Genomic DNA, 26,586 nt, shown 5'->3' on the forward strand with positions numbered 1-26,586 from the left:
CCCCGCTACCATTTTTTTTATGGCGGCGTAGCTCAGTTGGCTAGAGCATGCGGTTCATACCCGCAGTGTCAAGAGTTCGAGTCTCTTCGCCGCCACCAATAAAAAAGCAGCCTTTGGCTGCTTTTTTCATTTATATATTATAAAATTTCCTTCCATTTATTTTCTTCATTAATATGTATAAATTCCATTCCCACTTTCAAGGAAGATCTATCAAAGTCTGTATCTCCAATCATAATACAATCTTTTGCATTTATATTCAATTTTTCAAGAACTTCCATAAAATATTTTGGATTTGGTTTACAAAAATGAGAGTTTTCCATCGTTGATACATAAATAAAATTATTTGGTGATAAACCTATAAAATTTATTCTATGATGAACGGCAATTTCTGGAAATACAGGATTAGATGCAAAAATAAACTTATGTTTTGATGTTTTTATTTTATTTATTAAATCAAAATTTGGAACAACTATTTCTTTTAATTTTGGAAAATCATTTTCATAATAATTTAGAAAAATATTATACCAATATTTTTGACTTTTTCCTGTTTTTTTGGAAAGAGAGTTTAAATAATAATCTAAGTTATTTTCTTTCCCTTCAACTCTTTTAATAAGTTCAACCGTACATTCATAAATTATATCCATTATTTTTTTTTTCTTTAAACCCTGTATATTTTAAAAAACTCTTAAAGTATATCTTTTGGAATTCATTTTCTTCATTTTTTATCAATGTCCCATCATAATCTAAAAAAATATACATTTTAATCCTCCTTTTAAAAAACAGCTTTTTAAATAAAAAGGTCTGGATTGTGGGGAGAGGGAGAGATTCACAATCCAGACAATGGTTTTAGTTCTAAAATTTTATTATGGTATTATTTTTGTTCCTGTTTTTCCTTCTAAAGCTTCTTTTAATTTTTCCATATCTGTGATTAATGCTGGCTTTTTAGCGTCTTTTACAAAGGATACACATGATTCTATTTTAGGTAACATACTACCTTTTGCAAAGTGACCTTCTGCTATATATTTTTCTGCTTCTTCAATAGTTATTGTATCTAATGCTTTTTGATCAGGCTTATTGAAATTTAGATAAACTTTTTCAACAGCTGTAAGAATAATAAATTCATCAGCATTTAAAATTTTTGCTAATAATGCAGAAGCTCTATCTTTATCAATAACAGCTTCTACTCCTTTTATTTCACCATTTTTTTCAATAATTACAGGTATTCCTCCTCCTCCTCCTGCTACTACAATCACGTCATTCTCTACTAAATCTTTTATAGTATTTTTTTCAATTGCATCTAATGGAATTGGTGATGGAACTACTCTTCTCCAACCTCTTCCTGAATCTTCTTTAAACACCCAACCCTTTTCTTCCATTATTTTTTTAGCCTCTTCTTCTGTATAAAATGGTCCTACAGGTTTTGAAGGATTTTGGAATCCAGGATCATTTTTATCTACTACAATTTGTGTAACAACCGCAGCAACATCTCTATTTATTTTTCTTTCATTTAGAATATTTTTTAATTCCTGAACGATCATATAACCTAAATATCCCTGTGTCATTGAACCTAATACATCCATAGGAAATGGTGGAATAGTTTCCTTAGCGATATCTTGCTGTAACAATAAGTTTCCCACTTGTGGACCGTTTCCATGTGTTATTACCAGGTCATATCCCATATCAATCATGTCAGCCAGATAGGATGCAGTTGTTCTTATGTTTTTAAACATATTTTCTGCAGTTGGTTTTTCACCAGGTCTGTTAACTGCATTTCCCCCAATGGCAACAACGGCTAATCTTTTCATATAAATTCCTCCCCTGCTAAATTTTATAGTGTAGCTATCATAATAGCTTTTATTGTATGCATTCTGTTTTCAGCTTGATCAAAAACTTTTGAATGTCTGCTTCTAAATACTTCATCTGTAACTTCCCTAATATCAAGACCTCTTTCTTTAGCTTCTTTAGCAACAATTGTTTCAAAATCATGGAATGATGGAAGACAATGTAAGAAAATCACATTTGGATTTTCTGTTTTTTTAATTAAATCCATGTCAACTCTATATGGGGTTAATAGTTCAACTCTCTCTGGCATTTTATCTTCTTCTCCCATTGATACCCATACATCAGTATATATTACATCAGCCCCTTTAACTCCATCTAATTCGGAAGTATATTCAATTACAGCACCAGTTTCTTTAGCAGTTTCTAAAGCTTCGTTCATCATTTCATCAGAAGGTTTTAATGATTCAGGTCCTACAGCTACATAATGCATTCCTAATTTTGCAGAAATTCTCATTAATGTATTTGCAACGTTATTTCTCGTATCCCCAATAAAAACCACTTTCATTTGATTTAATGGTTTATGTATAAATTCCATCATTGTCATTACATCTGCTAATCCTTGAGTAGGATGAGCTTCATCTGTTAGTCCATTCCAAACAGGAACACCTGAGTACTTTGCCAAATCTTCTACAACTTTCTGTTTAAATCCTCTGTATTCAATACCATCGTACATTCTTCCTAAAACTTTAGCCGTATCTTCAATAGATTCTTTTTTACCCATTTGACTATTTGTTAAGAATGTTACATGAGCTCCTTCATCTAAAGCAGCAACCTCAAATGCAGTTCTGGTCCTTGTAGATGTTTTATCGAAAATCAATACTATATTTTTACCTTTTAATGTTTCAGTTCTAATGCCTGCTCTTTTCTTAGATTTTAAATCAAAAGCTAAATCTAATAAATATTTTATTTCTTCTGGTTTATAATCTTTCAATGATAATAAACTTCTTCCTTTTAAATTAATTGGCATATTATCTCCTCCTTTAAATAAAATAAACTCGACAATGTTTATTATACATTTTGTTTTCAATTTCTCAAAATGAAAAATCTTAGAAAAATTGGCGAGTATGAAGAAACTTTCATGATTATTCCTTTTTATTATAAGTATGCGTAAGTATAAGAGAGTATGCTTATGTATATAAATTTTATGGTATAATAATTCAAAGGAGTGATATTATGAAATTAAAAATAATATTTATACTAATATTAGTATTCATCTTATCTTCATGTATAAAACAACCAATTAAAGTAGAAGATACTAACTTTAATGATTTAACTAACTCACAAAAAGAGTTATTAATCAGATTAATTGCGACTGGATATAATAAAGGTGGAAATTTAACTTTTGAAGAATTGAAAGAACGTTCAAATTATGATTATGCTAATAATATTTTAAATAATTATAAGTATTTTATTGGGGAAATAACCACTCTACCAACAAAAGTAATTAGTGTTAAATCATTAGTTTCTGATGATGATAGAATAAAAGAATATGTAAATAATATTATGAATAGATTCTCAGATAATTCTAATAAAAATTTTTTTATTGATGCTTTCGATTCAAAAATTCCAACAAATCCTCAAAAAGAAGATAAAACCTTTGATTATTTAAATCCGAAAATTAATATTAATTATGATAAAAGAGATGTTCTTGTTAAAAAAGTATATGATTTAATAAAACGAGATTACACAAAGGAATATTTTTTTTATGATTGGTATTATAAATTTTTTTCTACAGATTTTAGCGATGAAGAAATTCTTGAATATTCAAAATTTCTTGTTGATATTGCTTATGCATATACAAATTCAGATATAGAACTAAAAAGATTGCAGTATACAGGTTCAGAGTTATATCCGGAAGTTATTAAATTAAACCATATACCTGTTGAGTTGATACTCGCAATAATGTATCAGGAGTCAAAATTTTTTCCAGGATCATTTAGAGCAGAGATTTCAAATGGAAATATATACGCATTATCTTTTGGTTTAACACATGTTTTAATAGATGCAGATTTTCTTTATATTTCAAATACTGATGAAACTATAGGTGATGGTGACAAAGGAGAAAGAAGTTTTGATTTGATTTCTTATTTTTATTTAGGGAATAATAGAAATGAAGAAACATATTTTTCAGATTGGGATTTAATTACAATAAGAGGATCTATATTATATTCTGCAATTTATTTAGATATGTTATATCAAAAATTAATTAAGTATATTAAATAGTGTGCGTGAGGGGGAGAGACAATGATAGGTGTAATTGGAAGTTCAAATATGGATATAGTTTTAACAGTTGAAAAATTTACAAATCCTGGTGAAACCCAAAAAGCTATTTCTTTAGAATATTTCCCAGGGGGAAAAGGTGCTAATCAAGCTGTAACTGCTGCAAAGCTTTCAAATAATGATGTTTATTTTTTTACGTCATTAGGAAATGATGATTTTGGTAAATCTCTGGCTATGAATTTCGATAAATTCGGAATAAAAGGTTATGTGTATACCGACTTACCAACAGGAAGAGCATATATTGAAGTTACAAAAAGCGGATGTAATAGAATAATAATTTTCGAGGGAGCCAACAGTTTTATTACACCAGAAATTATTGAAAACAAATTAGATATATTAAAGGAATATAAGTATTTTTTACTTCAAAATGAAATACCGTTTGAAACGTCTTTTCACATAGCTAAAACTCTTAAGTCAAAAAAGAAAATAATTATATTTGACCCTGCTCCAGCTCAAAATATTAAAAAGGAAATTTTTGAATATGTTGATTATTTTACCCCAAACGAGGAAGAATTCAAATATCTATCAGAAACATTTTTTAATTTAAACCCGGAAAAGCAATTAAAAGAAACTTTAAGGAATTTTTTTGGATTAGGAGTCAAAAACATAATTTTAAAACGCGGTGAAAAGGAGATTATTTTGTATAATAGGAATTCTATATTAAAAATTCCTGTATTTAAAATGCATAAAGTTGTAGACACAACTGCTGCAGGAGATGTGTTTAATGGTGCGCTTGCCGTTGCATTAGAAGAAGGAAAAAATATAAAAGAAGCTATTAAATTTGCTGCCGCTGCTGCTGGAATTTCCGTAACTAGAAAAGGTGCTCAATCTTCAATTCCAACAAGAAATGAAGTGGATAATTTTTTAAGTTCAAAATAAAATAAAGAGGCTTAAGCCTCTTTATTTTATTGAAATATATGTAATCATTCCTAAAAATAATCCAAATATCCCTAAAACTATATATTTTGTTAGTGTTCTTTTTTGCCTGTTTACTTTGATAGTTATATCCTGTTCGTAACTTCCTCTTTCATTAAAAATGAGGATTTTAATCTTATAATTTCCATCTTCATAATTTATAGGGAAATAAATTTCATTCTTTCCCGGGTATATACTTTTCTTATATTTATCTAATTTTATAGTTGCATATGTATTTGAGTATAATAGAATTTTCAATCTGTCATTATACCAATCGTCATTTGGTGAAACTTCTTTGGTATAAGATTCTATTTTTATAACTGGATATATTTCTTTATCTAAACTAATATTTAATTCTTCATTATTTAACAAAAATTCATAAGTTTTATCTTTATACTTTACTTTTAAAATTCCGGAACCAGTAATAAATTTTTGAGAACTTGAAAAGACATTATACTTTTCATCATTTATTATAATTTCCTGAGGATATCGCTTTAAATGAAATGTGACGGTTGAAATCATTGAATCATCTATATAGTGCAATTTCACATACTGGCTATATGAAGTGCCGGTACTACCAAATGAGAAAATAAAATTAAAATCTATAGAGATATATCCAAAAGATATTATACTAAAAATAATGATCAAAAAAAATAATATTTTTTTCATTAAAATCGCCTCACTTAGTCCACCTTTCTGATATATTTATATCAACCTTCAGCGGAACCTCTAAAGTAACGGCATTCTCCATAATTTTCTTAACAATATTAGCGACTTCTTCCTTTTTATCTTCAGGTAATTCTATAACTATTTCATCATGAACCTGAAGTATCATTTTAGCATATTCTGGCAATTCTTTATCTAATTTTATCATAGCTAATTTCATTATATCAGACGCAGTCCCTTGAATAGGAGTATTTACAGCCATTCTTTTTAAATCATTTTTATTTAATCTTAGATTATTTAAAAATCTTTTCCTACCAAATAATGTTTCAACATATCCATTCTTTGAAAGATCTGATAAAATTTTATGTTGATATTCTTCTACACTCTTATATAACTCAAAATATTTTTTTATAAATATTCCTGCATCATTAATAGAAACTCCAGTTCGTTCTGATAATCCATAAGAAGAAACTCCATAAATAATTGAAAAATTAATCATTTTTCCAATTTGTCTCATTTTATGATCAACCTGTTCTTCTGAAACATCAAAAAGTTTTGCAGCCGTTATTGTATGAATATCTAAATTATTTTTGAATGACTCAATTAAAACAGGATCTTTACTCATATGAGCCAATACACGTAGTTCGATTTGGGAATAATCAGCACTTAAAAGAATATAACCATCTTTTTCCGCCTTTACAGCTTTTCTTATTTTTTCTCCTTCTACATCTCTAATAGGTAAATTTTGAAGATTTGGATCGCTACTGCTTAATCTTCCTGTAGCTGTACCTGTTTGATTAAATGATGTATGTACCCTTTTCGTCTTTTTGTTAACCAATTTTGGAATTGATTGAATATACGTTGATAATAATTTCTGATATTTTCTAAAATCCAATATTTTCCGAATAATTGGATGATCATCTTTCATTTCTTCCAAAACCTGTGCATTTGTAGAAAATTGACCACCTTTTGTCTTCTTTTTTGGAACTAATCCCAGCTTTTCAAATAACAATTCTCTTATTTGCTTGGGTGAATTCGGGTTTATTCCATAACCAGCTATTTCTTTTATTTCTCGTAATATATTGTTTGATATATCTGTATATTCTTTCTCTAATTTTTTTAAATATGGAATATCAAAATAAACACCATTTAATTCCATTTTAGCCAAAACAGGAATTAGAGGATTTTCTATCTCAAACATAACCTTTTCTAATCCAAATTCATAAATTTTCGGTCTTAAAATATGAAATAGTCTTAAAGTAATATCTGCGTCTTCACCTGAATATTCTGCCACTTTTTTTGAATCTACATCTTTTAGAGTGTTTGCAAATAATGTTTCATTTACGACTTCATTGTATTTTATAGTCTCATAATTTAAATACTTTTTTGCCAGATCATCCATATTAAATCTTCTTGAATCTGGAGAAATTAAATATGCAGCAATCATTGTATCAAAATAAGGTGTTTTCATCTTAAATCCAGTTGTTTTCATAATTGATAAATCATATTTTAAATTTTGTCCAACTAAATTTTTTTCTTTTAATATATCCCATAATTTTTTTAAAATACTTTTTTTAGCTTCATTACCTTCGTTTGATATATCTATATAGTATCCTTTTTTAGGTTCAAAAGATATTGCAATGCCAAGTATTTCCGCCTGATAAGGATCAATAGATGTAGTTTCTAAGTCAAAGGAAATAATATCCTGTTTTTTAATTAAATCTAAAATCTTATTTAAATCTTTTTTTGTTAATAATTCATATTCTCCTTTAGAAGATAGATCCTCAATCTCTGGAAGATTGCTGATTTTTATAACTTTTTTCTGTTCTTTAAAACCCAACTCTCTAATTATAGATTTAAATTCAAATTCATTGAGTAAATCTTCTAAAGTTTCATTAAATCCCCTGTATACATAACTTTCCCAATTTATTTCCAACGGAACATCAGTAACCAGTTGAACAAGCTTTTTACTTAAAAACGCCATTTCTTTTCCTTCGATAAGTTTCTTTTGTATAAATTTCGTTGTATTTCTAACATTTTTATATATCTCTTCTAATGAACCAAATTCTTTTATTAATTTAGTTGCAGTCTTCTCTCCAATTCCCTTAACTCCAGGAATATTATCAACAGCATCTCCAGTTAAAGCTAAAAAATCCTGAATTTTTTCCGGACCAAATCCATATTTTTCATAAACTTTATTTACATCATATTCTCTAATATCGGTAATTCCTCTACCTATTCTGAGCATTTTTATTTTATCATTTACCAATTGCATTAAATCCTTATCAGATGATAGTACATATATTTGATTAAATATTTTCTGTCCATTTAAAGCCAGTGTTGCAATTACATCATCAGCCTCATAACCTTCTTCAGCAATTGTTTTAATACCTAAAGCATTTACAATTTCCAGAATATAAGGTATTTGATCTTTGAAAATTTTAGGTGTTTCCGGTCTATTCGCTTTATAACTTTCAAGTAATTTATGCCTGTATGTAGTTGTTTTTTTATCCATTACAAAAATAATGGCATCTTCATTTTTTATTACATATTTTTCTAAAATTTTTAAAATCATCTTTGTAACCCCATAAATAGCATTTGTGGGTATTCCTGATGTAGTTTTAAGATTAGGATCTAGTGCAAAAAAAGCTCTATAAGCAACCCCACTTCCATCTATTAAATACAAATTTCTCATATGTGCCTCCTCTATTCAGCTCGTACATATTTTTTTGTGCCATCAGGCATCTTGAATTTAACAACAATCCCTTTAGCTGGTTTTTCTTCACCTTTATATATTTTATATATATTTTGAGGAGTAATTCCATATTCTGCTCCTTCTGCGCTAATATGTACATCAAATGGTTGTTCTGAATACACAAATACAGTTACTTCTACTTCTTTCATAATAACACCTCCAATGTTTTATTGATAAATTTTAATATTTTGTCAAAAAATCACTAAATACTCTATCTAAAAAGTTTTTTCAGAATCAAGTAACAATGTAACAGGTCCATCATTAATTAGGTTAACTTCCATTTCTGCCTGAAAAACACCTTTTTCGACATTAATTTTATATTTATTTTCTATAAATTCTATAAATTTTTCATAATATTCTTTCCCCTTATCAGGTTTTGCCGCTGAAGAATATGATGGTCTTCGACCCTTTCTACAATCACCATATAAAGTGAATTGAGAAACAATTAAGATTTCTCCTTTTATATCCAGTAAAGATAGATTCATTTTTCCTTCATTATCTTCAAAAATTCTTAAATTAAGAATTTTATCGGCCAACCATTCAATATCTTTTTCATCATCATTTTGTCCAACACCAAGCAACACCAAAATACCTTTATCTATCTTTCCAACAGTTTCCCCTTCAACATCAACATGAGCTTTTTTAACCCTTTGAACTACTGCTCTCAATACTAACTCCTCCTTACACTATATACACCTTTTATATTTTTTATTGATGTTAAAACTCTCATTAAATGCTGTACATCTTTTACCGAAAGCCTCATTTTTAAATCTATTCTGTCAACCTTTCTGGAAGTTTCATACATTTCTATATTCGCTTTTTCCATTTTTATTTTTTTTCTAATATCATTTAACACAGATTTGTTTTCCATTTCTATAAGTAAGTGCGTAATAAATTTAGAATTTTCTAAATCTTCTGCAATCCAGGACACTTTTACTACTCTTGAAATTGGAACCTCTTTAATATTCATACAATTTTTTCTGTGAATTCCTATACCTCTTCTACTAACTATCCCAATAATATCATCACCTAATACCGGATTACAACATTTTGCAAAATACACATCTATACCTTCCTGACCATCAACTATAACTCCAATTCCTTTTCTTTTATAAGATATTTTTGAAGTTTGAAAATTTTCCTCTACCTTTTTTATTTCAATATCTTTAGGTTCAAAAAGCTTATAAATTTCCCTTGGATTTACATCACCAAAACCTAATCTTATATATAAATCTTCTTCGTTTTTTATTTTGTTTTTTTCACAAAAAACTTGATTATCTTTTATTTCGTGAATTAATTTATCTATGGACATATTTAATTCTTTTGCAATTTCTCTGAGTTTTTCCCTGCCTTTTTCTTCAAGATTTTTTTCATTTTTTAATCTATAATGTCTTTTTATTTTATGTTTAGTTCTTGAAGATTTTGCATATTTTAACCAGTCTATACTTGGACCTGAAGAATTCCTATTTACTATTATTTCCACAATATCTCCATTTTGAAGTTCATAGCTTATTGGAACGATTTTTCCATTTACCTTAGCACCAGCAAAATGGTTGCCAACATTTGTATGTATCGCATATGCAAAATCTATAGGCGTCGCACCATATGGCAAATGCAAGATTTCACCTTTTGGAGTAAATACAAAAACCTCATGAGCCTTTAATTCTTCTTCTATATCGTTCAAATTAAAAGCGGATTGGGCTATTTCTTTATGTAAATCCATCAATCTTTTTACAAAATATAATTTTTTGGTATCCACACCTTCTTTATATGCCCAATGAGCAGCCAATCCATATTCGCTTTCTTCATGCATTTCCCAATCCCTGATTTGAATTTCTAAAGTTTCACCTTTGTTTGTAATAACAGTAGTATGAATAGACCTATAACCATTTGATTTAGGAACAGCTATATAATCTTTTATTCTTCCCGGAACTGGTCTCCACACCGAATGTACAACCCCCAATGCCGCATAACATGCAGTTGGAGACTCGGTTATTATCCTTAATGCTATAAAATCGTAAATTTCATCAAAGCTTTTGTTTTTTCTCAACATTTTTTCCCATATACTATATAGATGTTTTGTTCTCCCCTGTAAAGTCGCTTTTATATTGTGCTTTTCTAAATTTTCAAATATAATCTTTTTATAATCTTCCATTCTATCGTGGACATTTCTAACTTTTTCTTCCAATTTTCTTTTTAAATCTTCATAAGCTTCTGGATATAAATATTTAAAGGATAAATCTTCTAATTCTGCTTTTATTTTATGAATACCTAATCTATGAGCTATTGGAGCATATATCTTAAGTGTTTCCTGAGATTTTATTATTTGTTTTTTATGTGGCACATATTGCAATGTTCTCATATTATGTAATCTATCTGAAAGCTTTACTATAATAACCCTTATGTCATGGGACATAGCAAGAAGCATTTTCCTGATCGTTTCAATTTTTTCTAATGATTTCATGTCAACTTTATTTAGTTTTTCATTTAACTTCAGATTGCTAATTTTAGTTACACCATCTACAATTCTTCCAATATCCGTTCCAAATTCTTTATTAATTTTTTCAATTGGAACATCGCAATCTTCTACAACATCATGCAATAAGGCTGCCACAATACTTTCAATATCCATTTTTAATTCGGCCAATATTTTAGAAACAGCTTTAGGATGTTCAAAAAAAGGTTCTCCTGAATCACGCATTTGCCCTTCATGGGCATTTTTAGCTAAAAAATATGCTTTTTCTAAAAGTTCTACTTCAGAATTGTTTAAATCTTTATTTAAAATTTTCTCTATTTCTTCCTTATAAACTTTAAAATCCTGATCCATTTACTCACATCCTTTCACTATTAAATTATATCACAAAAGATAAGTCTAATAAAATTTATGATATAATATGTTGTATACAGGAAGTTCAAAAATCCAAATTCACACAAAAATTGTTTGTGAATCTTTAAAAAATTAGTTTGTTTAGGAGGGAAAAAATGAAATTAAAGGATAAAATATGTATAGTAACCGGTGCAAATAGAGGTATAGGAAAAGAAATAAGCAAAAAATTTGTGGAAGAAGGTGCTACCGTTTTAGGCTTTGCCAGAAATGTTGATGCATTAAAAAATGTGGAAAATGAATTAAATTCTATGAAAAAAGGAATATTTAAAGGTTATAAAGTTGATGTATCAAATACTGATGAAATAAATAAAGCAGTTAAAGAAATATTTAAAGAATATAAAAGAATAGATGTACTTGTAAATAATGCCGGCGTTACAAAAGATACGTTATTATTATTAATGAAAGAAGAAGAATTTGACTTTGTTATTAATGTTAATTTAAAAGGGGTTTTTTTAGTTACCAAAGCCGTTGCAAAATTCATGAGGAAACAGAAAAGTGGATCAATTATAAATATATCAAGCGTTGTTGGATTAGATGGAAATATCGGCCAAACCAATTACTCCGCAAGCAAAGCGGGAGTTATTGGAATGACAAAGACATGGGCTAAAGAGTTAACCATGAAAGGTGAGCAGATAAGAGTTAACGCTGTTGCACCTGGATTTATAGAAACAGATATGACAAAGGAATTGAATGAAGAATTTAAAGAGGAAGCATTAAAAAGGATACTGTTAAAAAGATTTGGTTCTCCTGAAGATGTTGCTAAAGTGGTGTTATTTTTAGCTTCTGATGATTCATCATATATAACAGGCCAGATTATCAGAATAGATGGAGGTTTATCATTGTAATGAATTACACCCCAGGCTATATTAAATTATACGAAACTCGAGACTTACATAAGAGAAGGGATTTATTATATGAAAAATTAGTTTCATGTGATTTATGTCCTAAAAATTGTAAAATAAACAGACATAAAAATATTGGTTTTTGTAAAGTAGGAGATAAAATAAAAGTTTCAGAATTTGTATTATATAAAGGCGAAGAACCCCCTTTGGTAGGAAATACAGGTGCTGGTGGCGTTTTTTTTAGTAATTGTTCAATGAGGTGCGTATATTGCCAGAATTTTAATTTCTCGCAAAAAGGTTTTGGTAAAGAGTTTTCAGTAAAAGAGTTGGCAAAGAAATTTATATGGCTTCAAAATGAAAAAAATGTTCAAAACATTGATTTGGTAACTGCTACACCATATTTACCATTTATATATGATGCATTAATTTTAGCAATTGAAAGTGGTTTAAAAATACCTTTATTATGGAATACTTCCTCATATGAAACTGTCGAGACGTTAAAATTTTTAGATGGTATTGTTGATATATATCTTGCAGATATAAGATACACATCTCAATATGCTGCAAATAAATACTCTAAAACTCCTGATTATTGGCAATTTGCAAAGAATGCTATAGTTGAAATGTATTCTCAAATAAAAGGAGAATATGTTTTTGAAAATAATATAATGAAAAAAGGACTTATAATAAGAATTCTGGTTTTACCGAATAATATAGATGAAGCAAAAGATGCTTTAAATTTTATTTCTAAAATAGACAAAAATATTCTTGTCAGTTTAATGGATCAATATGTGCCTGTATATAAAGCAAAAGAATATCCTGAAATAAATAGACTTTTAAAACAAACCGAATATGAAAAGGTTATAAATACAATGATAGATTTAGATCTTAACGGCTGGATTCAAGAACATAAATTGTTATAGGGGGAATAAAAATGAAAAATGACGAAATGATAATGAGGATTCTCGATGACATTCAAGAAGCCGTGATTCTTATTAATCATGAAGAGAAAATTATTTTTTTAAATAATTCAGCGTCAAAAATACTAGGAATTCCTAAAAAAAAGGCTTTAAACACAAAAGTTACCGACACTATAACAGACACAAGACTTCATATAGTATTAAAAACTGGTATCCCAGAATTGGATAGAATTCAAAATCTTGGGAAGAAGGTTATAGTTACATCCAGGTTTCCTATACGAGACGAAGAGGACATTATTATAGGAGCAGCGGCAATATTCAGAGATATAACAAGTATTCAAAAATTGGCAGAAGAAGTAACCAATTTAAGAGAATTAGACTCTCTATTAAGGGCTATAATAGATTCCACGTATGACGCTATTTCAGTCGCCGATGAAGAAGGCAGAATAGTTATGGTAAATAAGGCATACACAAAGGTTACTGGTTTAACTCCAAAAGAGGTAATAGGAAAATTAGCTACATATGATATTGCAGAAGGTCATGAAAGCATGCATATAAAATGTGCAAGAGAAAAGCAACCTATATTAAATGTAAAAACTAAATTGTCTACCAATAAAAAAGAAGTTCTAATTAATGTAAATCCTATTTTCGTAAAAGGCGAATTCAAAGGAAGTGTAGGTGTTATTCATGATATTTCTGAGATAGAAAGATTAATCAGAGAACTTGAAGCAACAAAAAGACTTTTAAAAAAAGAAGAAGCAAAATATACATTTGAAGATATTGTTGCCGAATCGGAGATAATGAAAAATGTTGTATTTCAATCAAAAAAAGCCGCTAATACGAATGTAAATATCTTATTGTATGGAGAAGCAGGAGTTGGTAAGGAGATATTGGCTCAGGCCATTCATAATTACAGTAAAAGAAGAGAGTTTCCTTTTTTATCCACAAATTTATTACTTCAAGATGAAAAAAAACAGCTGGAAAATTTTTTTGAAAATGAAGACAATCTAATAGAGAGAGCTGAAAAAGGTACTATTTTTATAGATAACGCACATTTAATGGGACCAGAAGTTCAAAACTTAATGATAAAACTTTTAAATGATGGAGAAGTATTCTATAAAAATAAGAAAGTAAGCCTGAACGCCAAAATCATTTTTGCTACTCCTGAAAATTTAAAGGAATTAATGTCAATAGGAAAATTTTCCAGAAAACTTTATTATAAAATATCAGTAGTTACAATTGAAGTTCCTGCATTACGCGCAAGAAAAGATGACATACCAAAAATGGCAAAACAGATATTACATATATTAAATCAAAAACATGAAAAGGTCGTTTATGATTTTTCAGAGGATGCTATAAAAATATTAGAGAGTTATGAATGGCCAGGAAATATAAGAGAGCTTGAAAATGTGTTGGATAGAGCATTAATGAATATGTCTCAATCTGACACAATAGTTACTTCAATACATCTTCCAGAATTAAAAAACATTGAATTAGATAAGAACAAAATAAATGGTACATTAAAAGAATTATTAGACGAATATGAAAAATACATTATTATAGAAACATTGAAAGATTGTCAGGGAAATAAAACAGCTGCTGCCAAAAAATTGGGGTTGACTGTAAGAAATTTATATTATAAACTTGAAAAATTAGGCTTGAAATAACGGTGATTTGATGAGATTTAAATTTAATCTTGAAAGATTAAAAAATTTAAGAGAACGCCTTGAAGAAGAAGCAAAAAGAATTTTTTTAGAAGCCACTGCTGAAAGAATAAAAGCAGAGGAAAAGCTTGTTGCCATAAATAACAAAATAAAATTGGAAAATGAAAGATTTATTAAACAAATTTCACAAAACCTGATGACTATACAGGAAATCCAGCAATGGAGATCTTATCTAGAATCTTTAGAAAAAGAAAAAATAAAATTAGGCGATATATATAGAGAAAAAGTTGCTATAGAAGAAGAAAAGAGAAAAGAATATCTAGAAGCTCGTAAAAATAGAATCATTTTAGAAAAATTAAAGGAAAGAAAATTCGAGGAATACAAAATAGAATACCAGAGAGAGGAAAATAGAAATTTAGATGAAATTGGAATTCAAATGTATTATAGAAAAAAGAAAGATTTTAAGTAAAATTTATATTTTCTTCCATATACCTTAATAATAAATATGGTATAATAAATTCGGTTAAGGCAACGTAGCCAAGGGGTCTAAGGCGGCGGTCTGCAAAATCGCTATTCGTGGGTTCAAATCCCACCGTTGCCTCCATTGATATTCATATAAAAATCCCCCAGATGGGGGATTTTGTTTTTATAATTAATCTTTTTTTAAAAAATTTTATTATTAAATAAATTTTTGAAAATCTTCTGGTAATATTACATTTTCTAATTTTTTTTGCGTAAATATATATCTTCCGTCGCAAATAAAACCCAATTCTTCCCAATTTAAATCATTTAACATGTTTCTTAATTCTACTAAATCAATATTTTTATTTTTTGGAAAAATACCCAGAATACTTCCATCATAATATTTTGATTCGTGAATAAAAAAAGGTTTTTTGTTTCTTGTTTTGGCATTTACATATATTCTTGGTCTATCAGAAATATAAAAATCTCTTCCCCATTTCCACCAATTGTTTTCATCAAATTTTTTTATTTTTCTTTTTAATAATCTTTCTTTATGTTTTAAAAGGTGATCATTAATAGTATTATAAATCATCCTCTTAGTTTTTCCTGTTTTTTGTGTGTAAGAACAAACAACTTCTATATTTCCGGATTCATGAGCAAATACTTCATCAGCGCCACTTACCCCCCCTACTTTAACATATGCAATATTGCTTAAATGCATAGAATAATTTTTTTCTTTTATAAAATAAATAAAACCTTTTGAACAATATTGGTATCTTTTTTCATCATTATATATAGTCTCATGAGACATATTACCTTTTTCATATCGAAAAATCATTACATTTGGTGAAAACCCATTACCAAATATTTTTTTATCTCCAAAAGTATATATATGTGTAAAAGTTCCATTCTCGTGAAGTAATTGATTGAGTCTTAAAGCAGATGTTAAATCAAATAATTCTCTTGGTATAATAAATATGATTTCTCCTTTTTCTTTTAAATGAAGATACGATTTATAAATAAAGTAAAGAAAAAGGTTTGTTCTCCCATCAAATAAAACATTAAATTTTTTTAACTTTTTTCTGGTTTCTGGAATTATATTTGAATATTTTACATATGGAGGATTTCCAATAATTGTGTCAAATTTATTTTTTATTGAGTAATCAAAAAAATCACTGAAAATAATTGACGGAAGGTTTTCTGGTATTATATCAAATGCAAAACTCCTATCAATTTCTATAGATGTAATATTTTTATAATTTTTTAATTGTTTTAAAAATTTTCCATTCCCTACAGCCGGTTCTAAAATATTTTTTCCATATCTTATTAAGCCAACCATTTTTTCAACTATATGTGATGGTGTAAAAATCTGGCCTAAATTTTTTTCCTTATATTTCAATATACTCCCTCCAAAAATTTTTAAAATATAATTACTTTAGAATATAAAAAGAAACTTCCATAGGAAGTTTCTTTTGTTATAACAATTTTTTCATAACCATTTTTTTCCTTTAAACCACAAAAATGTCATAAACATGATTATTAATGATGAAATAATTATATTTATATATACCAGAGGATTTTCTTGAAACGGTAATCTTACATTCATTCCATAAAAACTCGTCAATATTGTTGGTACTTGAAGCAATATGGTTACAACTGTCAAAATTTTCATAACAATATTTAAATTATTTGAAATAACTGATGCATAAGCATCCATCATACCAGATAAGATATTACTATAAATATTAGTTACTTCTATTGCCTGTCTATTTTCGATTAAGGTATCTTCCAATAAATCCTGATCATCTTCATATAATTCTAAAATCTTACCTTTTAACAATTTTTCCATCATTATCTCATTTGATCTTAATGATGTAGTGAAGTACACTAAACTTTTCTCAAGATACATTAATGTTTCTAACTCATAATTTTTCATAGATTTATGTAATTCTTCTTCAACTAAGTCGATAGTTTTATTTATTTCTTTTAGATAATCCAGAAATAATTTTGCATTTTTAAAGAAAATTTGAAAAATCATTTTACTTTTTTTATGAGGATTCAATAAACTTGCTTCTATCATTTTCTCAATGAAATCTATTTCATTTTTCATTGAAAGTAATATATAATTTTTTCCTATAATAATACCAAGAGATACTGTTTTATATGGTATTTTTTCATCTTCTTCATTTCTCATAGGAACTTTTAATATTAATAAAATTGTATCTTCATCAATTTCTATACGAGATCTTTCATCATCATCAAGTGAATCATTAATAAAATCAGGATCAAAATTCAACAAACTTGATAGCATATGTATTTCATCTTGAGATGGATTTATAACTTTTATTAATGCATCTTGAGAGAAGCTTTTTGCCTCCACTAATTTGTGTTCAATTCTACTATAAAATTTTACCATATTATCTCCTCCTTTTTATATACTGCTATGGCGGTCTAGACAACGGATCTTCGCTACAACTAAAATAATCCATAATTTTCACCTCTCTTTTTTTGAATCTAATTATATCCATTTAATTATATCATATAAAATATCATATTTTCAGAATCATAATGAAATTAAATCTCTTTTTTAACAAAAAAATTTAAAGATGTTAATTAGGCCCTTTTAGAAAATGTTTTATTTTTTAAGTAATTAATTATATATGAAAATATAAATATGGAAAATAACGTAACAACTATAGAAGGTCCAGGAGGAATATTTATAAAATAAGCAATTAATATACCTAAAAAACCGGAAAAAATACCTATAAAGCCTGATATTATGAGCATCTGATTTAATGATTTAGCAAATAATTTAGAAATGGCACCTGGAGTAATCAATAAAGAAGTAACTAAAATAACTCCGATTATTTTCACAGAAGTCACCACAACAACAGATACTATTATTAAAAACAAATAATTAATCATATTCACTGGTATTCCATAATTTTTTGCCATTTTAGGATTAAAAGCATAATATTTCAATTCCTTATTAAAGAGTATTACAAAAAGAAAAATAACAAATGATATAAAACTTAAAATCATCACATCATTAGAGGTTACCATTAAAATATCACCAAATAAATAACTTGTAATTTCTGGTGTATATCCAGGTTTTAAATATAAAAAAATAACCCCTAAAGCCATTGAAAATGATAAAATCATTCCAATTATACTATTTTCATTAATTTTTTCTCTTTTTCCAATAAAATAAATTGTTGTTCCAAATAATATAGCGGTAATTATGCTAATTAAATCAACATTAAGATTTAATAATATAGCTAATGCTATACCTCCAAATGCTGTATGAGCAGCTCCTTCTCCTATAAATTCCATTTTCTTTAAAACTATATAATTTGAAAGTATTGATGCACTGAAACTTGCCAGAATAGAAGCAATTACCGCATAAATTATAAAATCATAAGAAAATAACTCAATCATTTCTACTCACCACTTTTAACGGTTTATTTATATGTATTAATAATTCTAAATCTTCTGAATAAATCTTTTTTAAATCTTCTGCTGTCATCTCAACAGAGTTTTTATGACAATGTAAAGTTTTATTCAAACACATTATAGTATTGGCTTTCTTTACAACCATAGAAATATCATGACTTATTAGTATAATTGTCATTCCTTTTTTATTTAAATCTTCTAATATATTATATATCTTTGACTGAGATTTACTGTCAACACCAGCTTCTGGTTCATCCAATATTAAAATTTCCGGATTCCCAATCAAAGCTCTGGCTAAAATCAAGCGCTGATATTCACCCCCTGAAAGTTTTCCAACTGGCCTATTGTATATATATTCTATATCAAGCATCTTCATAATCTCTTTCGCCTTTTTATAATGTTCTTTTTTAAATCTTTTAAATAACCCAACTTCGTTATATAGCCCCATTAAAACAACTTCAAATGCCCTTATTGGAAACTCTCTATCAATTTCATCCTTTTGAGGAACATACCCTATTTTTCCATTAATTTCAATCTCTCCTGTATAATTTTTTATTTCACCAACTAAAATCTTTATTAAAGTGGATTTCCCCGCACCATTTGGACCTATAATTCCAACAAAATCATTTTTATATATATCAAAACTTATAAATTTTAAAATATCATTATTATCTACTGAATAATTTAAATTCTTAACTTCGATCATTTTTTCATGCATTAAATTCACCCTCTTTTTGACATTCAGAACAAATTCCTTCAAAATACAAAATATGATCTGTAATTTTAAATTGAATATTTTTTTCAATATAGTCTTTAAACTGCTTTTCAAAACATAAATCCAGACGTTCAAATCTTTTGCATCTTATGCAATAAATAAAATGGAAATGTCCTTGTGGTTTGTAATAATATGTAATTTTATCAGAAAAAACTATGGATTTTAGAATATTCTCTTTTTCAAAAAAATTTAGATTTCTATATATAGTTGAAAGATCATATTCATTATTTAAAAGATTATAAATTTCCTCTGCATTTAAAGGATATTCAATCCTTTCATATATCTTCAAAATATCTCGCCTCGGTTTTGTTAATTTCATAATATCACCTTATCGCATTTAATATATTTAAAAATATCGATAAATATAACTCATCTATAGAATTAACATTTGTACCAAGTGGATCTAAAATTCCAAGATTTAAATTTAAAGTATTTGCTAATTTTTCTGCTAATTTCTTATTTAATTGAGGCTCAGAAAAAATTGCTTTTACTTTGTTTTTTCTAGCTAAATCCGTTAATTTCTTCATTTCAGATATTGTCGGTTCAACACCTGGTGAGTTTTCAATCACCTCTGCAATATTTATATTATATCGTTTGGCAAAATATGGAAATGAATTATGAAAAGTAATAATACCGCCCTCTATTTCTCGTGATTTTATTAATAAATATGCATCCAAAAGTTTTAATTTTTCTTTTAAGATTTCTGCATTATTAATATAAACATCCTTTTTTGAAGGATTAATTTCAACTAGCTTTTCAACAATATCTGGTATTATATAATTATATACTAAATAAGGATTTAACCATACATGTGGATTAAAAAATTCATTATGGCTGTTTTTATTATTGTGTTCATCACTTAAAATCAATTCATTCCGCGGAATTATTTCAGAAATAAATAAGTACGGAATTTTCTTCTTTTTAATATTGGTAATGATTTTATTTATAAATATTTCTGAATTTAATCCGTTAAAAATTATGAGATCACTTTTATAAATATTTATAATATCCTTTGAGGATAATGAATATGTATGAGGACTTTTGCCTGAAGGAACTATCACATTTATAGTGTCATTTTTATCAATAATATCTTTTAAAATTAAATAATAAGGATTTATAGAAACAGAAATGTTTATAGAATATCCTAAAATCCCAATAAATAAAAATAATATCAATAAATATTTCTTATGCATATTTTCACCTCCAATTAAAATTTATTTGCATTTGCAAATCATTTGCAATTATAAAATTTTGTTATTAAATCAATATTACCATAATATAAAAAAAGAGGCACTTTGTGCCACCTCAGATTGTCAACAAAATATTTTTTATATTATATAATAATATAACTCTTTCTAAATCTCCTTAGTCTTGAAAGAAAATAGAACTTTCTACTGTTTATTAAATCATATAGATACTTTTTTGAACTTAATGATGAAGAAATGAAAATCTTTGATGTATTTTTAAGAAATGCCGTTAGACATGATATTAAATGACCTATTATTCCAAGAATTAGAGGTAATTTGAAATCTTTTGCTTTGAAGTATAATATTACTCAAAAACGAGTTGCTTTAGGCTATTTTTCTTTTGAAGATGCTGAAGAAAAACTTCTTGATTCTATTATTGAGAAATTTTTGAGAGTATAAAATTTATATATTATTTGTAATTTTTTTAAAATTCAATGAGATTTATATATTATTTGTAATTTTTTTAAAATTCAATGAGATTTATATAAATTTACAAATTCTTTGATACATCATAAAAAGTAGAAGAGTGAACCCTTCTACAAGTTTTAGTTTAATTTAGAAGATGTTCCATTACAACAATTTGAAACTCCACCTACGCCGCATTCAGCGGTATATCCTATTTTTTTAACTTTTAATGGTTTTAAAATTTCTTTCATTCTATCCCCTCCTTCCTTTCCTCAAGAATTTTATTATCAATTATGTTATAAATTTTATTAGCAATATCATCGAATAGGTTTTCATGGGATACAACCAGTATTATTTTTTCCTCTTTTAATTTACCCAAATAGTCTTTAATATTTTCCTTGGTTTTATAATCAAGATTTGAAAGTGGCTCATCTAATAATAAAATATTTTTATCTTTTGAAAAATACAAAACTCTTGCCAGATGTATTTTCTGTTTTTCACCCAATGAAATATTCAAATTTTGAAAATTTATTTTTTTATCTAAATTATTTATATTTAGCATAGAAATTATCTCTTTTAGATATTGGGGATCTTCTGTATTGTTAAATATAATATTTGTTTTAACATCACCTTCAAAAAGATATACAGGATTATATAAATATGAACAACTTTCAATAAACTCTTTAGAAAAATAAAATGCAGAATTCTTTTTATTTTTCTTGATTATTTCAGGTGAAGCTATTTGCGTTAATAAATTTAAAATAGTTGTTTTTCCACTTCCATTTTTTCCTTTTATAATATATAATCCATTACTTTTATTTATTATAAAATCTTCTATTTCTAATAATTTTTCTTTATTTTCCGTATATATTGTACAATCCTTTATTTCTATAATATTATCTTTATTACCATTTTCTAAGACTAATTTTTTTTCTTCATTATAATTATAAAAATTATTTATTCTATTTAATATTCCTTTATTTGATTGTTTTTCTACAATTGCCTGAGTAATTTGACTTAATGGTTCAAAAAGCATACTTAAATATTGCGAGAACATTATTAAACTTCCCAATGTCATTTTTTGTGAAATTACATAATATGCACCAATGCTCATTATTATAAAAGAAGATAATGTATTTACAAACATCGGCACTTCTTTTCCAAAATTATACCAATATGAATATTTTAATCTAATATTTCTCCATTCTTCTAATTTTTTTTCAAATATCTTTTCAAAATATTTTTCTTTCTGATATAAATTAATATGAATCTTTCCTTCTATATTCTTATTTGCATTTGTAATAAACTCATCAGCTTTAATTCTTTCTAATTTTGAATATTGTTCCAGTTTTTTCTTATTTATTCCCATAGAAAACACATATAAAGGAATAAATATTGCACTTATTAAAGATAAAATTGGATTTATTATAAATAGGATTATATATCCTGTAATTACCCTCAATATTCCAATAGTTAAAGTTCCCAAATAAGTAATCATTACATTAGCATATGTTCCACTATCTGAAATAAGGTAATTTAATAATTGTCCTTTATCAAAGTCTTTGTAATTATATTTTTTTATTTTAAATATTTTTTCCAGTATTATTTTTTTTAATTTCACAGAAAAATATAATGGTATTTTATCCCATTGATATTTTAAGAAATAAAAAATATATAGATGCAAAAATACCGAAAATCCCAATCCCAAAAATAACCAGATTTTTAATTCTTTAATACTATTAGTGCTTATAATATCATCAATTAAATACTTCGTAAATAGCGGCAATATATAATATAAACTTATTCCTATAAATGAAAATATTATCAATTTTATTATTTTTATTAAATTCTTTTTTTCTCTAAAATCTAGAATTTTTTTCATTATTTATTGCCTCCTCATAATATAGTTCTATCAAGTCATTTAAAATATATTTTTCTGGTATACATTTTTTAAGCTTTTTTGTTTCGAGCAAAAAACATCCTCCCATACACCATGGATATTAAGAATTTCTATTTGATTTTCTAATATTGTTTTATCTATCCATTTCTTTATAGAATTTATTGTGTTATTTTCCATCATTTTTTTATTATGACTTTGATAACAATAACTACATAAAAAATTGCAATTATTCGTAGTTTTAATTGTCAAAGAAAATATTTTATTATCAAATTTATTTTTATTATGTATATAACGCAATCTATCTATTTCATCTAATTCTTTGTCTATCCACATACCATACTCTATAAATTTTTCCTCTATTTTTGGATTTTCAATATAAAAATTTTTGTAATTTTTATAATATTCTTCATTTAATTCAAGCATTCCATGGGTGTATGTATTAAAAATAATCCAAGTATCATCTTTTTTTATTTCAACATTAAACTTTGAATGTTTATATTTTTGAGATTTATTTCTTATCTTATCCATAATGCCACCTCACTAATCTAATTTTTATATATAAATATATATTGTATTATAAAACCTCATATGCTATAATTTAAATATATTCTACAATTAACCGAGTATAAATATTCTTTGGTACTCATAATTTGTTTTTACTTTAAAAATTCATTTTGAATTTGAGGGTTGATTGAATTAGTTGATGAATAATAATAATCGTCTCCAGCATATAATATATTGGAGAAAAATAAAATTACAATTAATGTCATTACTATAATTTTTTTCACCCCATCACCTCCTATTTTTATTTTAGCAATTCTAACATGATTTTCAAGTGTTACCACAAAGTTAACGAGGTGCTATTTATCAGGGTTTTATTTTTGCTATATAATTACATTTCTATTATCGTTTGTTAGTTAACATTTTTTGTGAATCGTAAAATATCTTTTAAACTGATGTTTTGTATAATATTTTCTTTCTTTTCACATTCTAAAAAATAGCGGCAATTTTAATTTTTATTTTTTGTAAATTATGTAACAAAATAGTTGGTGATAATATATGAAAATTAATAACATGTTTCTTAAAGACATCATAGACATAATTGAGTATGGCAGTTTTTCAATACCAATTGTTAATTATGTTGAAGATAAAATCGACAATTTATCTTTAAAGTATTACTTTTCCTTGTTAAAGTCAAAATGGAAAATGGATCTTTCTTATGCTATTGAATATGCAAATAAAGTTATTTCGACAACAACAACAACAATATTGAGGGAACTTGCAAGATATGAACTTATCTTAATTTATTCAAGAATGAAGAATTTTGATAAATCAAAAGAAATTTTTGATTTGGTAAAAAAGAATATAAGCAATCTTTCCCCATATGCAAGAAAAATAATTATACCTGGATTAAAAGCTTTAGCTGAGAAGTTAAATCAAGATTTTGAAGTTTTGAAATGTTACGGTGATTCATATGAGGAAAGTTATGTTCAAAAAGCAATAATTGAATATTCAAAAGCCAGAAAGTTATTATCTGAAGGAAAATATAATAAAGCTTATGATTATTTTATAAATGGTTTTTTACATGCAAAAAGATTTAATCATCCTGCAATGATATGTGCAGGATTAAATTCTGCAACATGGTGGATAAGAAAGATTAATAAGAAGAAAGCATTATATACTGCAAATTTGTTGGAGTATTATACTGGTTATTATTTTGAGGATTTTAATTATATTTCTAATTGGCTTGATACTATTATAAATGTAAAACAATTAAACAATGATATAAGAGTTCTTGGCCTTTCAAAAATTATTTATAATGCTTTGATAATCTTTCCAGATTTAAAAATACTTCTGGGAAATATACAATATCCAGATTTCAAAATAGAAGAATATACATTAAATAAAAGATTGTATTATTTTATTTATAAAAAAAGCAAAAAAAGATTAAGAACTAAATCTTTAAATGTTATAGATTTAAAAAAATTTATTCAAAAATATGGTTTGACATATAAAAAAACATATCCGTTTGAAATAAAAAATGAGTTGTATAAGATGCACATAAATAAAACCTTTAAGGAAAATATAATTAAATTTAAAAATGAAAAGAAAATAAAAATACCGGAATTATTTTTTGAAACATATACAGCATTAATAGAAAAACCATATTTTACAAAGAGTCATATTTTAAGATTGATATTCAAAGGAGATAAAGATAAAATCATTAAATACTTCTCAAGGGATTATGAGAAGATGCATTTTTTTAATATAATGTTATCAGATTTTGATGTGAAAGAAGCTGAAAAAAGATTGACAAATTCTGAAAATTTTGAAGAAAGAGGATATGATGTTTCTCCATTTTTCATAGCAAGAAAAAAACTAATCACTGAGCTTTTAAAAAATATGAAGAATTTTAAGGAGTTTATTCTTCACTATTTTGATCTCAGTGATGAAGAAATGAAAATCTTTGATGTGTTTTTGAGAAATTGTGTTCGTTATGATATCAAATGGCCTATTACTCCTTATCCAAAAGGAAAAATCCGTGATTTTGCTATTAAATATGGTCTTGGTCAAAAACGCGTTGCTCTTGGTTATTACTCTTTTGAATATAATGAAAGAATTTTGATTGATGAGATTATTGATAAATTCTTATAACAAAATCCCCGTTTTCGGGGATTTTGTTAATTTGAGATTGTATGCAGTTATATCTTTTCAATTATATAATCCTCAATATTCCTTTTTTCTGAATTGATATTTATCCCTATTATATATATTTCTTTTCCACTATATTTTTCATTTAATTCTTCTATTAAATTTCCAAATTTTGTTGGTAGATTGTTTTCTATTTTAGGGATTTCATATTTTTTATATAACTTTTCAATTTTTTCATTAAGTGAATCTATAAATTCATCATATGTTGTTAATGTATTATCTGACATATCGAGTTTTATTACAGGATATTCCTTGAATTCCCATTTGTCATATATATATGTATCTTTAAATAATTCTTTTTCTCCTTTGAATAGGTAATATAATGTTGATACTGTTAAGCTTTTGCCTCATTTGATTAATTCCAGTAACCTTTCTTCATTTTCTTTTGTTGTTTTTTTGAGTATTTCCTCTGTTTTTTTGTCTGCCACTACTTTTCCTTTTTTTAACACTATTATCCTGTCTGTCTTTTCTATTTCACTTACCTCATGACCGTATTCACCCCTTACAAGATTTGGACAAAAAATAAGAAAGTGATATCATAAAATTGAAAAAAAGAAAGGGGTGTTTTTTTAATGAGAAAACGAACTAATTATGAACCAGAATTTAAGTTGTCTGTCGTTAAAGAATATCTTTCTGATGATTCATTAACTCAAAGAGATATTTGTGAAAAGTATTCTATTCCAGATTCTGTTTTTGCAAGATGGGTTAAAAAATATAAAGATTCTAATTATGATGATAATGTGTTTCATTCAAAAAAAGGTCGTCCTAGTTCTATGATTTCTGATATTTCTAAGGTTCCTCCAATTATTTACGAATCTGCTGGTATTATTAAGTCTAATTCAAATAATACTAATGATTCTG

27 protein-coding genes, 2 tRNA genes and 1 pseudogene are annotated in these 26,586 nt (G+C 26.5%); 11 read left to right on the top strand and 19 right to left on the bottom strand.

The genetic code is table 11. The features are described from left to right. Window positions 1–21 precede the first annotated feature (21 nt). Window positions 22–98 (top strand) — tRNA-Met (locus XO12_RS09675). Window positions 99–137: 39 nt separating this feature from the next. On the opposite strand, the gene XO12_RS09680 is transcribed toward XO12_RS09675, so the two are convergent. From XO12_RS09680 to argF, 4 genes are all read right to left on the bottom strand, one after another. Continuing rightward, entirely contained in the window at window positions 138–644 is a 507-nt protein-coding gene (locus XO12_RS09680) for an HAD family hydrolase (RefSeq protein WP_217683682.1), read from the bottom strand. Beyond that, the gene (locus XO12_RS11515; protein WP_303048810.1) at window positions 628–759 is read right to left on the bottom strand and encodes a hypothetical protein; all 132 of its coding nucleotides are present in this window, start codon (window positions 757–759) and stop codon (window positions 628–630) included. The genes XO12_RS09680 and XO12_RS11515 overlap by 17 nt, the downstream gene beginning before the upstream one ends. A 104-nt stretch (window positions 760–863) precedes the next feature. Continuing rightward, window positions 864–1,805, bottom strand: coding sequence for a carbamate kinase (arcC, locus tag XO12_RS09685; protein WP_175420202.1), 942 nt, complete (start codon window positions 1,803–1,805; stop codon window positions 864–866). Between the two features lie 23 nt (window positions 1,806–1,828). Beyond that, window positions 1,829–2,809 carry an ornithine carbamoyltransferase gene (gene argF, locus XO12_RS09690; RefSeq protein WP_047266563.1) on the bottom strand — a complete coding sequence of 327 codons (981 nt, stop codon included), beginning with the start codon at window positions 2,807–2,809 and terminating at the stop codon, window positions 1,829–1,831. 206 nt (window positions 2,810–3,015) lie between these two features. On the opposite strand from argF, the gene XO12_RS09695 reads away from it, so the two are divergent. After that, complete coding sequence (locus XO12_RS09695; protein ID WP_175420203.1) at window positions 3,016–4,065, top strand: hypothetical protein; 1,050 nt, start codon at window positions 3,016–3,018, stop codon at window positions 4,063–4,065. A gap of 21 nt (window positions 4,066–4,086) precedes the next feature. Continuing rightward, entirely contained in the window at window positions 4,087–5,001 is a 915-nt protein-coding gene (gene rbsK, locus XO12_RS09700; protein ID WP_175420204.1) for a ribokinase, read from the top strand. A gap of 21 nt (window positions 5,002–5,022) precedes the next feature. Here the strand turns inward: rbsK and XO12_RS09705 are convergent, their stop codons facing one another. From XO12_RS09705 to XO12_RS09725, 5 genes are all read right to left on the bottom strand, one after another. Further along, window positions 5,023–5,706 (bottom strand): hypothetical protein, encoded by a 684-nt coding sequence (locus XO12_RS09705; protein ID WP_175420205.1) that lies wholly within the window; start codon window positions 5,704–5,706, stop codon window positions 5,023–5,025. Between the two features lie 10 nt (window positions 5,707–5,716). Continuing rightward, window positions 5,717–8,398: a DNA polymerase I gene (polA, locus tag XO12_RS09710; RefSeq protein ID WP_047266559.1), complete on the bottom strand. Its 2,682-nt coding sequence runs from the start codon at window positions 8,396–8,398 to the stop codon at window positions 5,717–5,719. Window positions 8,399–8,409: 11 nt separating this feature from the next. After that, window positions 8,410–8,607: a hypothetical protein gene (locus XO12_RS09715; protein WP_047266558.1), complete on the bottom strand. Its 198-nt coding sequence runs from the start codon at window positions 8,605–8,607 to the stop codon at window positions 8,410–8,412. A 66-nt stretch (window positions 8,608–8,673) separates the two neighbouring features. Next, window positions 8,674–9,126: a D-aminoacyl-tRNA deacylase gene (gene dtd, locus XO12_RS09720; protein WP_047266557.1), complete on the bottom strand. Its 453-nt coding sequence runs from the start codon at window positions 9,124–9,126 to the stop codon at window positions 8,674–8,676. A 2-nt stretch (window positions 9,127–9,128) separates the two neighbouring features. Further along, a complete protein-coding gene (locus tag XO12_RS09725; protein WP_047266556.1) occupies window positions 9,129–11,285 on the bottom strand; it encodes a bifunctional (p)ppGpp synthetase/guanosine-3',5'-bis(diphosphate) 3'-pyrophosphohydrolase in 2,157 nt (718 codons plus the stop codon). Between the two features lie 155 nt (window positions 11,286–11,440). Between XO12_RS09725 and fabG the strand changes: the two genes are divergently transcribed. From fabG to XO12_RS09750, 5 genes are all read left to right on the top strand, one after another. Next, window positions 11,441–12,190: a 3-oxoacyl-[acyl-carrier-protein] reductase gene (gene fabG / locus XO12_RS09730; protein WP_047266555.1), complete on the top strand. Its 750-nt coding sequence runs from the start codon at window positions 11,441–11,443 to the stop codon at window positions 12,188–12,190. Then, entirely contained in the window at window positions 12,190–13,110 is a 921-nt protein-coding gene (locus XO12_RS09735) for a radical SAM protein (RefSeq protein WP_175420206.1), read from the top strand. The genes fabG and XO12_RS09735 overlap by 1 nt, the downstream gene beginning before the upstream one ends. An 11-nt stretch (window positions 13,111–13,121) precedes the next feature. Then, complete coding sequence (locus XO12_RS09740; RefSeq protein ID WP_175420207.1) at window positions 13,122–14,774, top strand: sigma 54-interacting transcriptional regulator; 1,653 nt, start codon at window positions 13,122–13,124, stop codon at window positions 14,772–14,774. A 10-nt stretch (window positions 14,775–14,784) separates the two neighbouring features. Next, window positions 14,785–15,240 (top strand): flagellar export protein FliJ, encoded by a 456-nt coding sequence (gene fliJ, locus XO12_RS09745; RefSeq protein WP_047266554.1) that lies wholly within the window; start codon window positions 14,785–14,787, stop codon window positions 15,238–15,240. A 58-nt stretch (window positions 15,241–15,298) separates the two neighbouring features. Next, window positions 15,299–15,375, top strand: a tRNA-Cys gene (locus XO12_RS09750). A 75-nt stretch (window positions 15,376–15,450) separates the two neighbouring features. Here the strand turns inward: XO12_RS09750 and XO12_RS09755 are convergent. The 6 genes from XO12_RS09755 to XO12_RS09780 all read right to left on the bottom strand — a co-directional run bounded on the left by XO12_RS09755 (window position 15,451) and on the right by XO12_RS09780 (window position 20,654). Beyond that, entirely contained in the window at window positions 15,451–16,572 is a 1,122-nt protein-coding gene (locus tag XO12_RS09755) for an Eco57I restriction-modification methylase domain-containing protein (protein WP_175420211.1), read from the bottom strand. Between the two features lie 150 nt (window positions 16,573–16,722). After that, window positions 16,723–17,649 (bottom strand): magnesium transporter CorA family protein, encoded by a 927-nt coding sequence (locus XO12_RS09760; RefSeq protein ID WP_047266552.1) that lies wholly within the window; start codon window positions 17,647–17,649, stop codon window positions 16,723–16,725. Window positions 17,650–17,846: 197 nt separating this feature from the next. Continuing rightward, the gene (locus XO12_RS09765; protein WP_047266551.1) at window positions 17,847–18,671 is read right to left on the bottom strand and encodes a metal ABC transporter permease; all 825 of its coding nucleotides are present in this window, start codon (window positions 18,669–18,671) and stop codon (window positions 17,847–17,849) included. Next, entirely contained in the window at window positions 18,664–19,404 is a 741-nt protein-coding gene (locus XO12_RS09770; protein ID WP_047266550.1) for a metal ABC transporter ATP-binding protein, read from the bottom strand. Before XO12_RS09770 ends, XO12_RS09765 begins: the two co-directional genes overlap by 8 nt. Further along, a complete protein-coding gene (locus XO12_RS09775) occupies window positions 19,397–19,780 on the bottom strand; it encodes a Fur family transcriptional regulator (protein ID WP_047266549.1) in 384 nt (127 codons plus the stop codon). Before XO12_RS09775 ends, XO12_RS09770 begins: the two co-directional genes overlap by 8 nt. A gap of 4 nt (window positions 19,781–19,784) precedes the next feature. Beyond that, window positions 19,785–20,654: a metal ABC transporter substrate-binding protein gene (locus XO12_RS09780; RefSeq protein WP_047266548.1), complete on the bottom strand. Its 870-nt coding sequence runs from the start codon at window positions 20,652–20,654 to the stop codon at window positions 19,785–19,787. Window positions 20,655–20,984: 330 nt separating this feature from the next. On the opposite strand from XO12_RS09780, the gene XO12_RS11520 reads away from it, so the two are divergent. After that, window positions 20,985–21,107: a hypothetical protein gene (locus XO12_RS11520; RefSeq protein WP_255350034.1), complete on the top strand. Its 123-nt coding sequence runs from the start codon at window positions 20,985–20,987 to the stop codon at window positions 21,105–21,107. A 253-nt stretch (window positions 21,108–21,360) separates the two neighbouring features. Here XO12_RS11520 and XO12_RS09785 read toward each other — a convergent pair whose 3' ends face one another. From XO12_RS09785 to XO12_RS11525, 3 genes are all read right to left on the bottom strand, one after another. Beyond that, window positions 21,361–22,995, bottom strand: coding sequence for an ABC transporter ATP-binding protein (locus XO12_RS09785; RefSeq protein WP_175420208.1), 1,635 nt, complete (start codon window positions 22,993–22,995; stop codon window positions 21,361–21,363). 39 nt (window positions 22,996–23,034) lie between these two features. Continuing rightward, a complete protein-coding gene (locus XO12_RS09790; RefSeq protein WP_175420209.1) occupies window positions 23,035–23,541 on the bottom strand; it encodes a hypothetical protein in 507 nt (168 codons plus the stop codon). Between the two features lie 128 nt (window positions 23,542–23,669). Then, window positions 23,670–23,801 (bottom strand): hypothetical protein, encoded by a 132-nt coding sequence (locus XO12_RS11525; RefSeq protein WP_303048811.1) that lies wholly within the window; start codon window positions 23,799–23,801, stop codon window positions 23,670–23,672. 271 nt (window positions 23,802–24,072) lie between these two features. Between XO12_RS11525 and XO12_RS09795 the strand changes: the two genes are divergently transcribed. Continuing rightward, on the top strand, window positions 24,073–25,668 hold the full coding sequence (locus tag XO12_RS09795; RefSeq protein WP_175420210.1) for a hypothetical protein: 1,596 nt from the start codon (window positions 24,073–24,075) through the stop codon (window positions 25,666–25,668). 47 nt (window positions 25,669–25,715) lie between these two features. Here XO12_RS09795 and XO12_RS09800 read toward each other — a convergent pair. Next, window positions 25,716–26,060, bottom strand: a pseudogene (locus XO12_RS09800) (AAA family ATPase); the annotation flags it as partial. Window positions 26,061–26,297: 237 nt separating this feature from the next. Between XO12_RS09800 and XO12_RS09805 the strand changes: the two are divergent. Next, window positions 26,298–26,586, top strand: a 289-nt coding sequence (locus XO12_RS09805; RefSeq protein ID WP_175420178.1) for a transposase, incomplete at its 3' end; no start/stop codon positions are given.

The sequence above is a fragment of the Marinitoga sp. 1154 genome (genome assembly GCF_013363285.1).
In the GTDB taxonomy this organism is placed as follows: domain Bacteria; phylum Thermotogota; class Thermotogae; order Petrotogales; family Petrotogaceae; genus Marinitoga.

Bases quoted from the DNA above. Each gene is read 5' to 3' on its own strand.
- fabG (WP_047266555.1), top strand. From the start codon at position 11,441: ATGAAATTAAAGGATAAAATATGTATAGTAACCGGTGCAAATAGAGGT.
- XO12_RS09740 (WP_175420207.1), top strand. From the start codon at position 13,122: ATGAAAAATGACGAAATGATAATGAGGATTCTCGATGACATTCAAGAA.
- XO12_RS09765 (WP_047266551.1), bottom strand. From the start codon at position 18,671: ATGATTGAGTTATTTTCTTATGATTTTATAATTTATGCGGTAATTGCT.
- XO12_RS09760 (WP_047266552.1), bottom strand. From the start codon at position 17,649: ATGGTAAAATTTTATAGTAGAATTGAACACAAATTAGTGGAGGCAAAA.
- XO12_RS09775 (WP_047266549.1), bottom strand. From the start codon at position 19,780: ATGAAATTAACAAAACCGAGGCGAGATATTTTGAAGATATATGAAAGG.
- XO12_RS09680 (WP_217683682.1), bottom strand. From the start codon at position 644: ATGGATATAATTTATGAATGTACGGTTGAACTTATTAAAAGAGTTGAA.
- XO12_RS09755 (WP_175420211.1), bottom strand. From the start codon at position 16,572: ATGGTTGGCTTAATAAGATATGGAAAAAATATTTTAGAACCGGCTGTA.
- XO12_RS09795 (WP_175420210.1), top strand. From the start codon at position 24,073: ATGAAAATTAATAACATGTTTCTTAAAGACATCATAGACATAATTGAG.
- XO12_RS09705 (WP_175420205.1), bottom strand. From the start codon at position 5,706: ATGAAAAAAATATTATTTTTTTTGATCATTATTTTTAGTATAATATCT.
- XO12_RS09735 (WP_175420206.1), top strand. From the start codon at position 12,190: ATGAATTACACCCCAGGCTATATTAAATTATACGAAACTCGAGACTTA.
- XO12_RS11515 (WP_303048810.1), bottom strand. From the start codon at position 759: ATGTATATTTTTTTAGATTATGATGGGACATTGATAAAAAATGAAGAA.
- arcC (WP_175420202.1), bottom strand. From the start codon at position 1,805: ATGAAAAGATTAGCCGTTGTTGCCATTGGGGGAAATGCAGTTAACAGA.
- XO12_RS09715 (WP_047266558.1), bottom strand. From the start codon at position 8,607: ATGAAAGAAGTAGAAGTAACTGTATTTGTGTATTCAGAACAACCATTT.
- argF (WP_047266563.1), bottom strand. From the start codon at position 2,809: ATGCCAATTAATTTAAAAGGAAGAAGTTTATTATCATTGAAAGATTAT.
- XO12_RS09785 (WP_175420208.1), bottom strand. From the start codon at position 22,995: ATGAAAAAAATTCTAGATTTTAGAGAAAAAAAGAATTTAATAAAAATA.
- fliJ (WP_047266554.1), top strand. From the start codon at position 14,785: ATGAGATTTAAATTTAATCTTGAAAGATTAAAAAATTTAAGAGAACGC.
- XO12_RS09790 (WP_175420209.1), bottom strand. From the start codon at position 23,541: ATGGATAAGATAAGAAATAAATCTCAAAAATATAAACATTCAAAGTTT.
- XO12_RS09780 (WP_047266548.1), bottom strand. From the start codon at position 20,654: ATGCATAAGAAATATTTATTGATATTATTTTTATTTATTGGGATTTTA.
- XO12_RS09695 (WP_175420203.1), top strand. From the start codon at position 3,016: ATGAAATTAAAAATAATATTTATACTAATATTAGTATTCATCTTATCT.
- polA (WP_047266559.1), bottom strand. From the start codon at position 8,398: ATGAGAAATTTGTATTTAATAGATGGAAGTGGGGTTGCTTATAGAGCT.
- XO12_RS09725 (WP_047266556.1), bottom strand. From the start codon at position 11,285: ATGGATCAGGATTTTAAAGTTTATAAGGAAGAAATAGAGAAAATTTTA.
- rbsK (WP_175420204.1), top strand. From the start codon at position 4,087: ATGATAGGTGTAATTGGAAGTTCAAATATGGATATAGTTTTAACAGTT.
- XO12_RS09770 (WP_047266550.1), bottom strand. From the start codon at position 19,404: ATGCATGAAAAAATGATCGAAGTTAAGAATTTAAATTATTCAGTAGAT.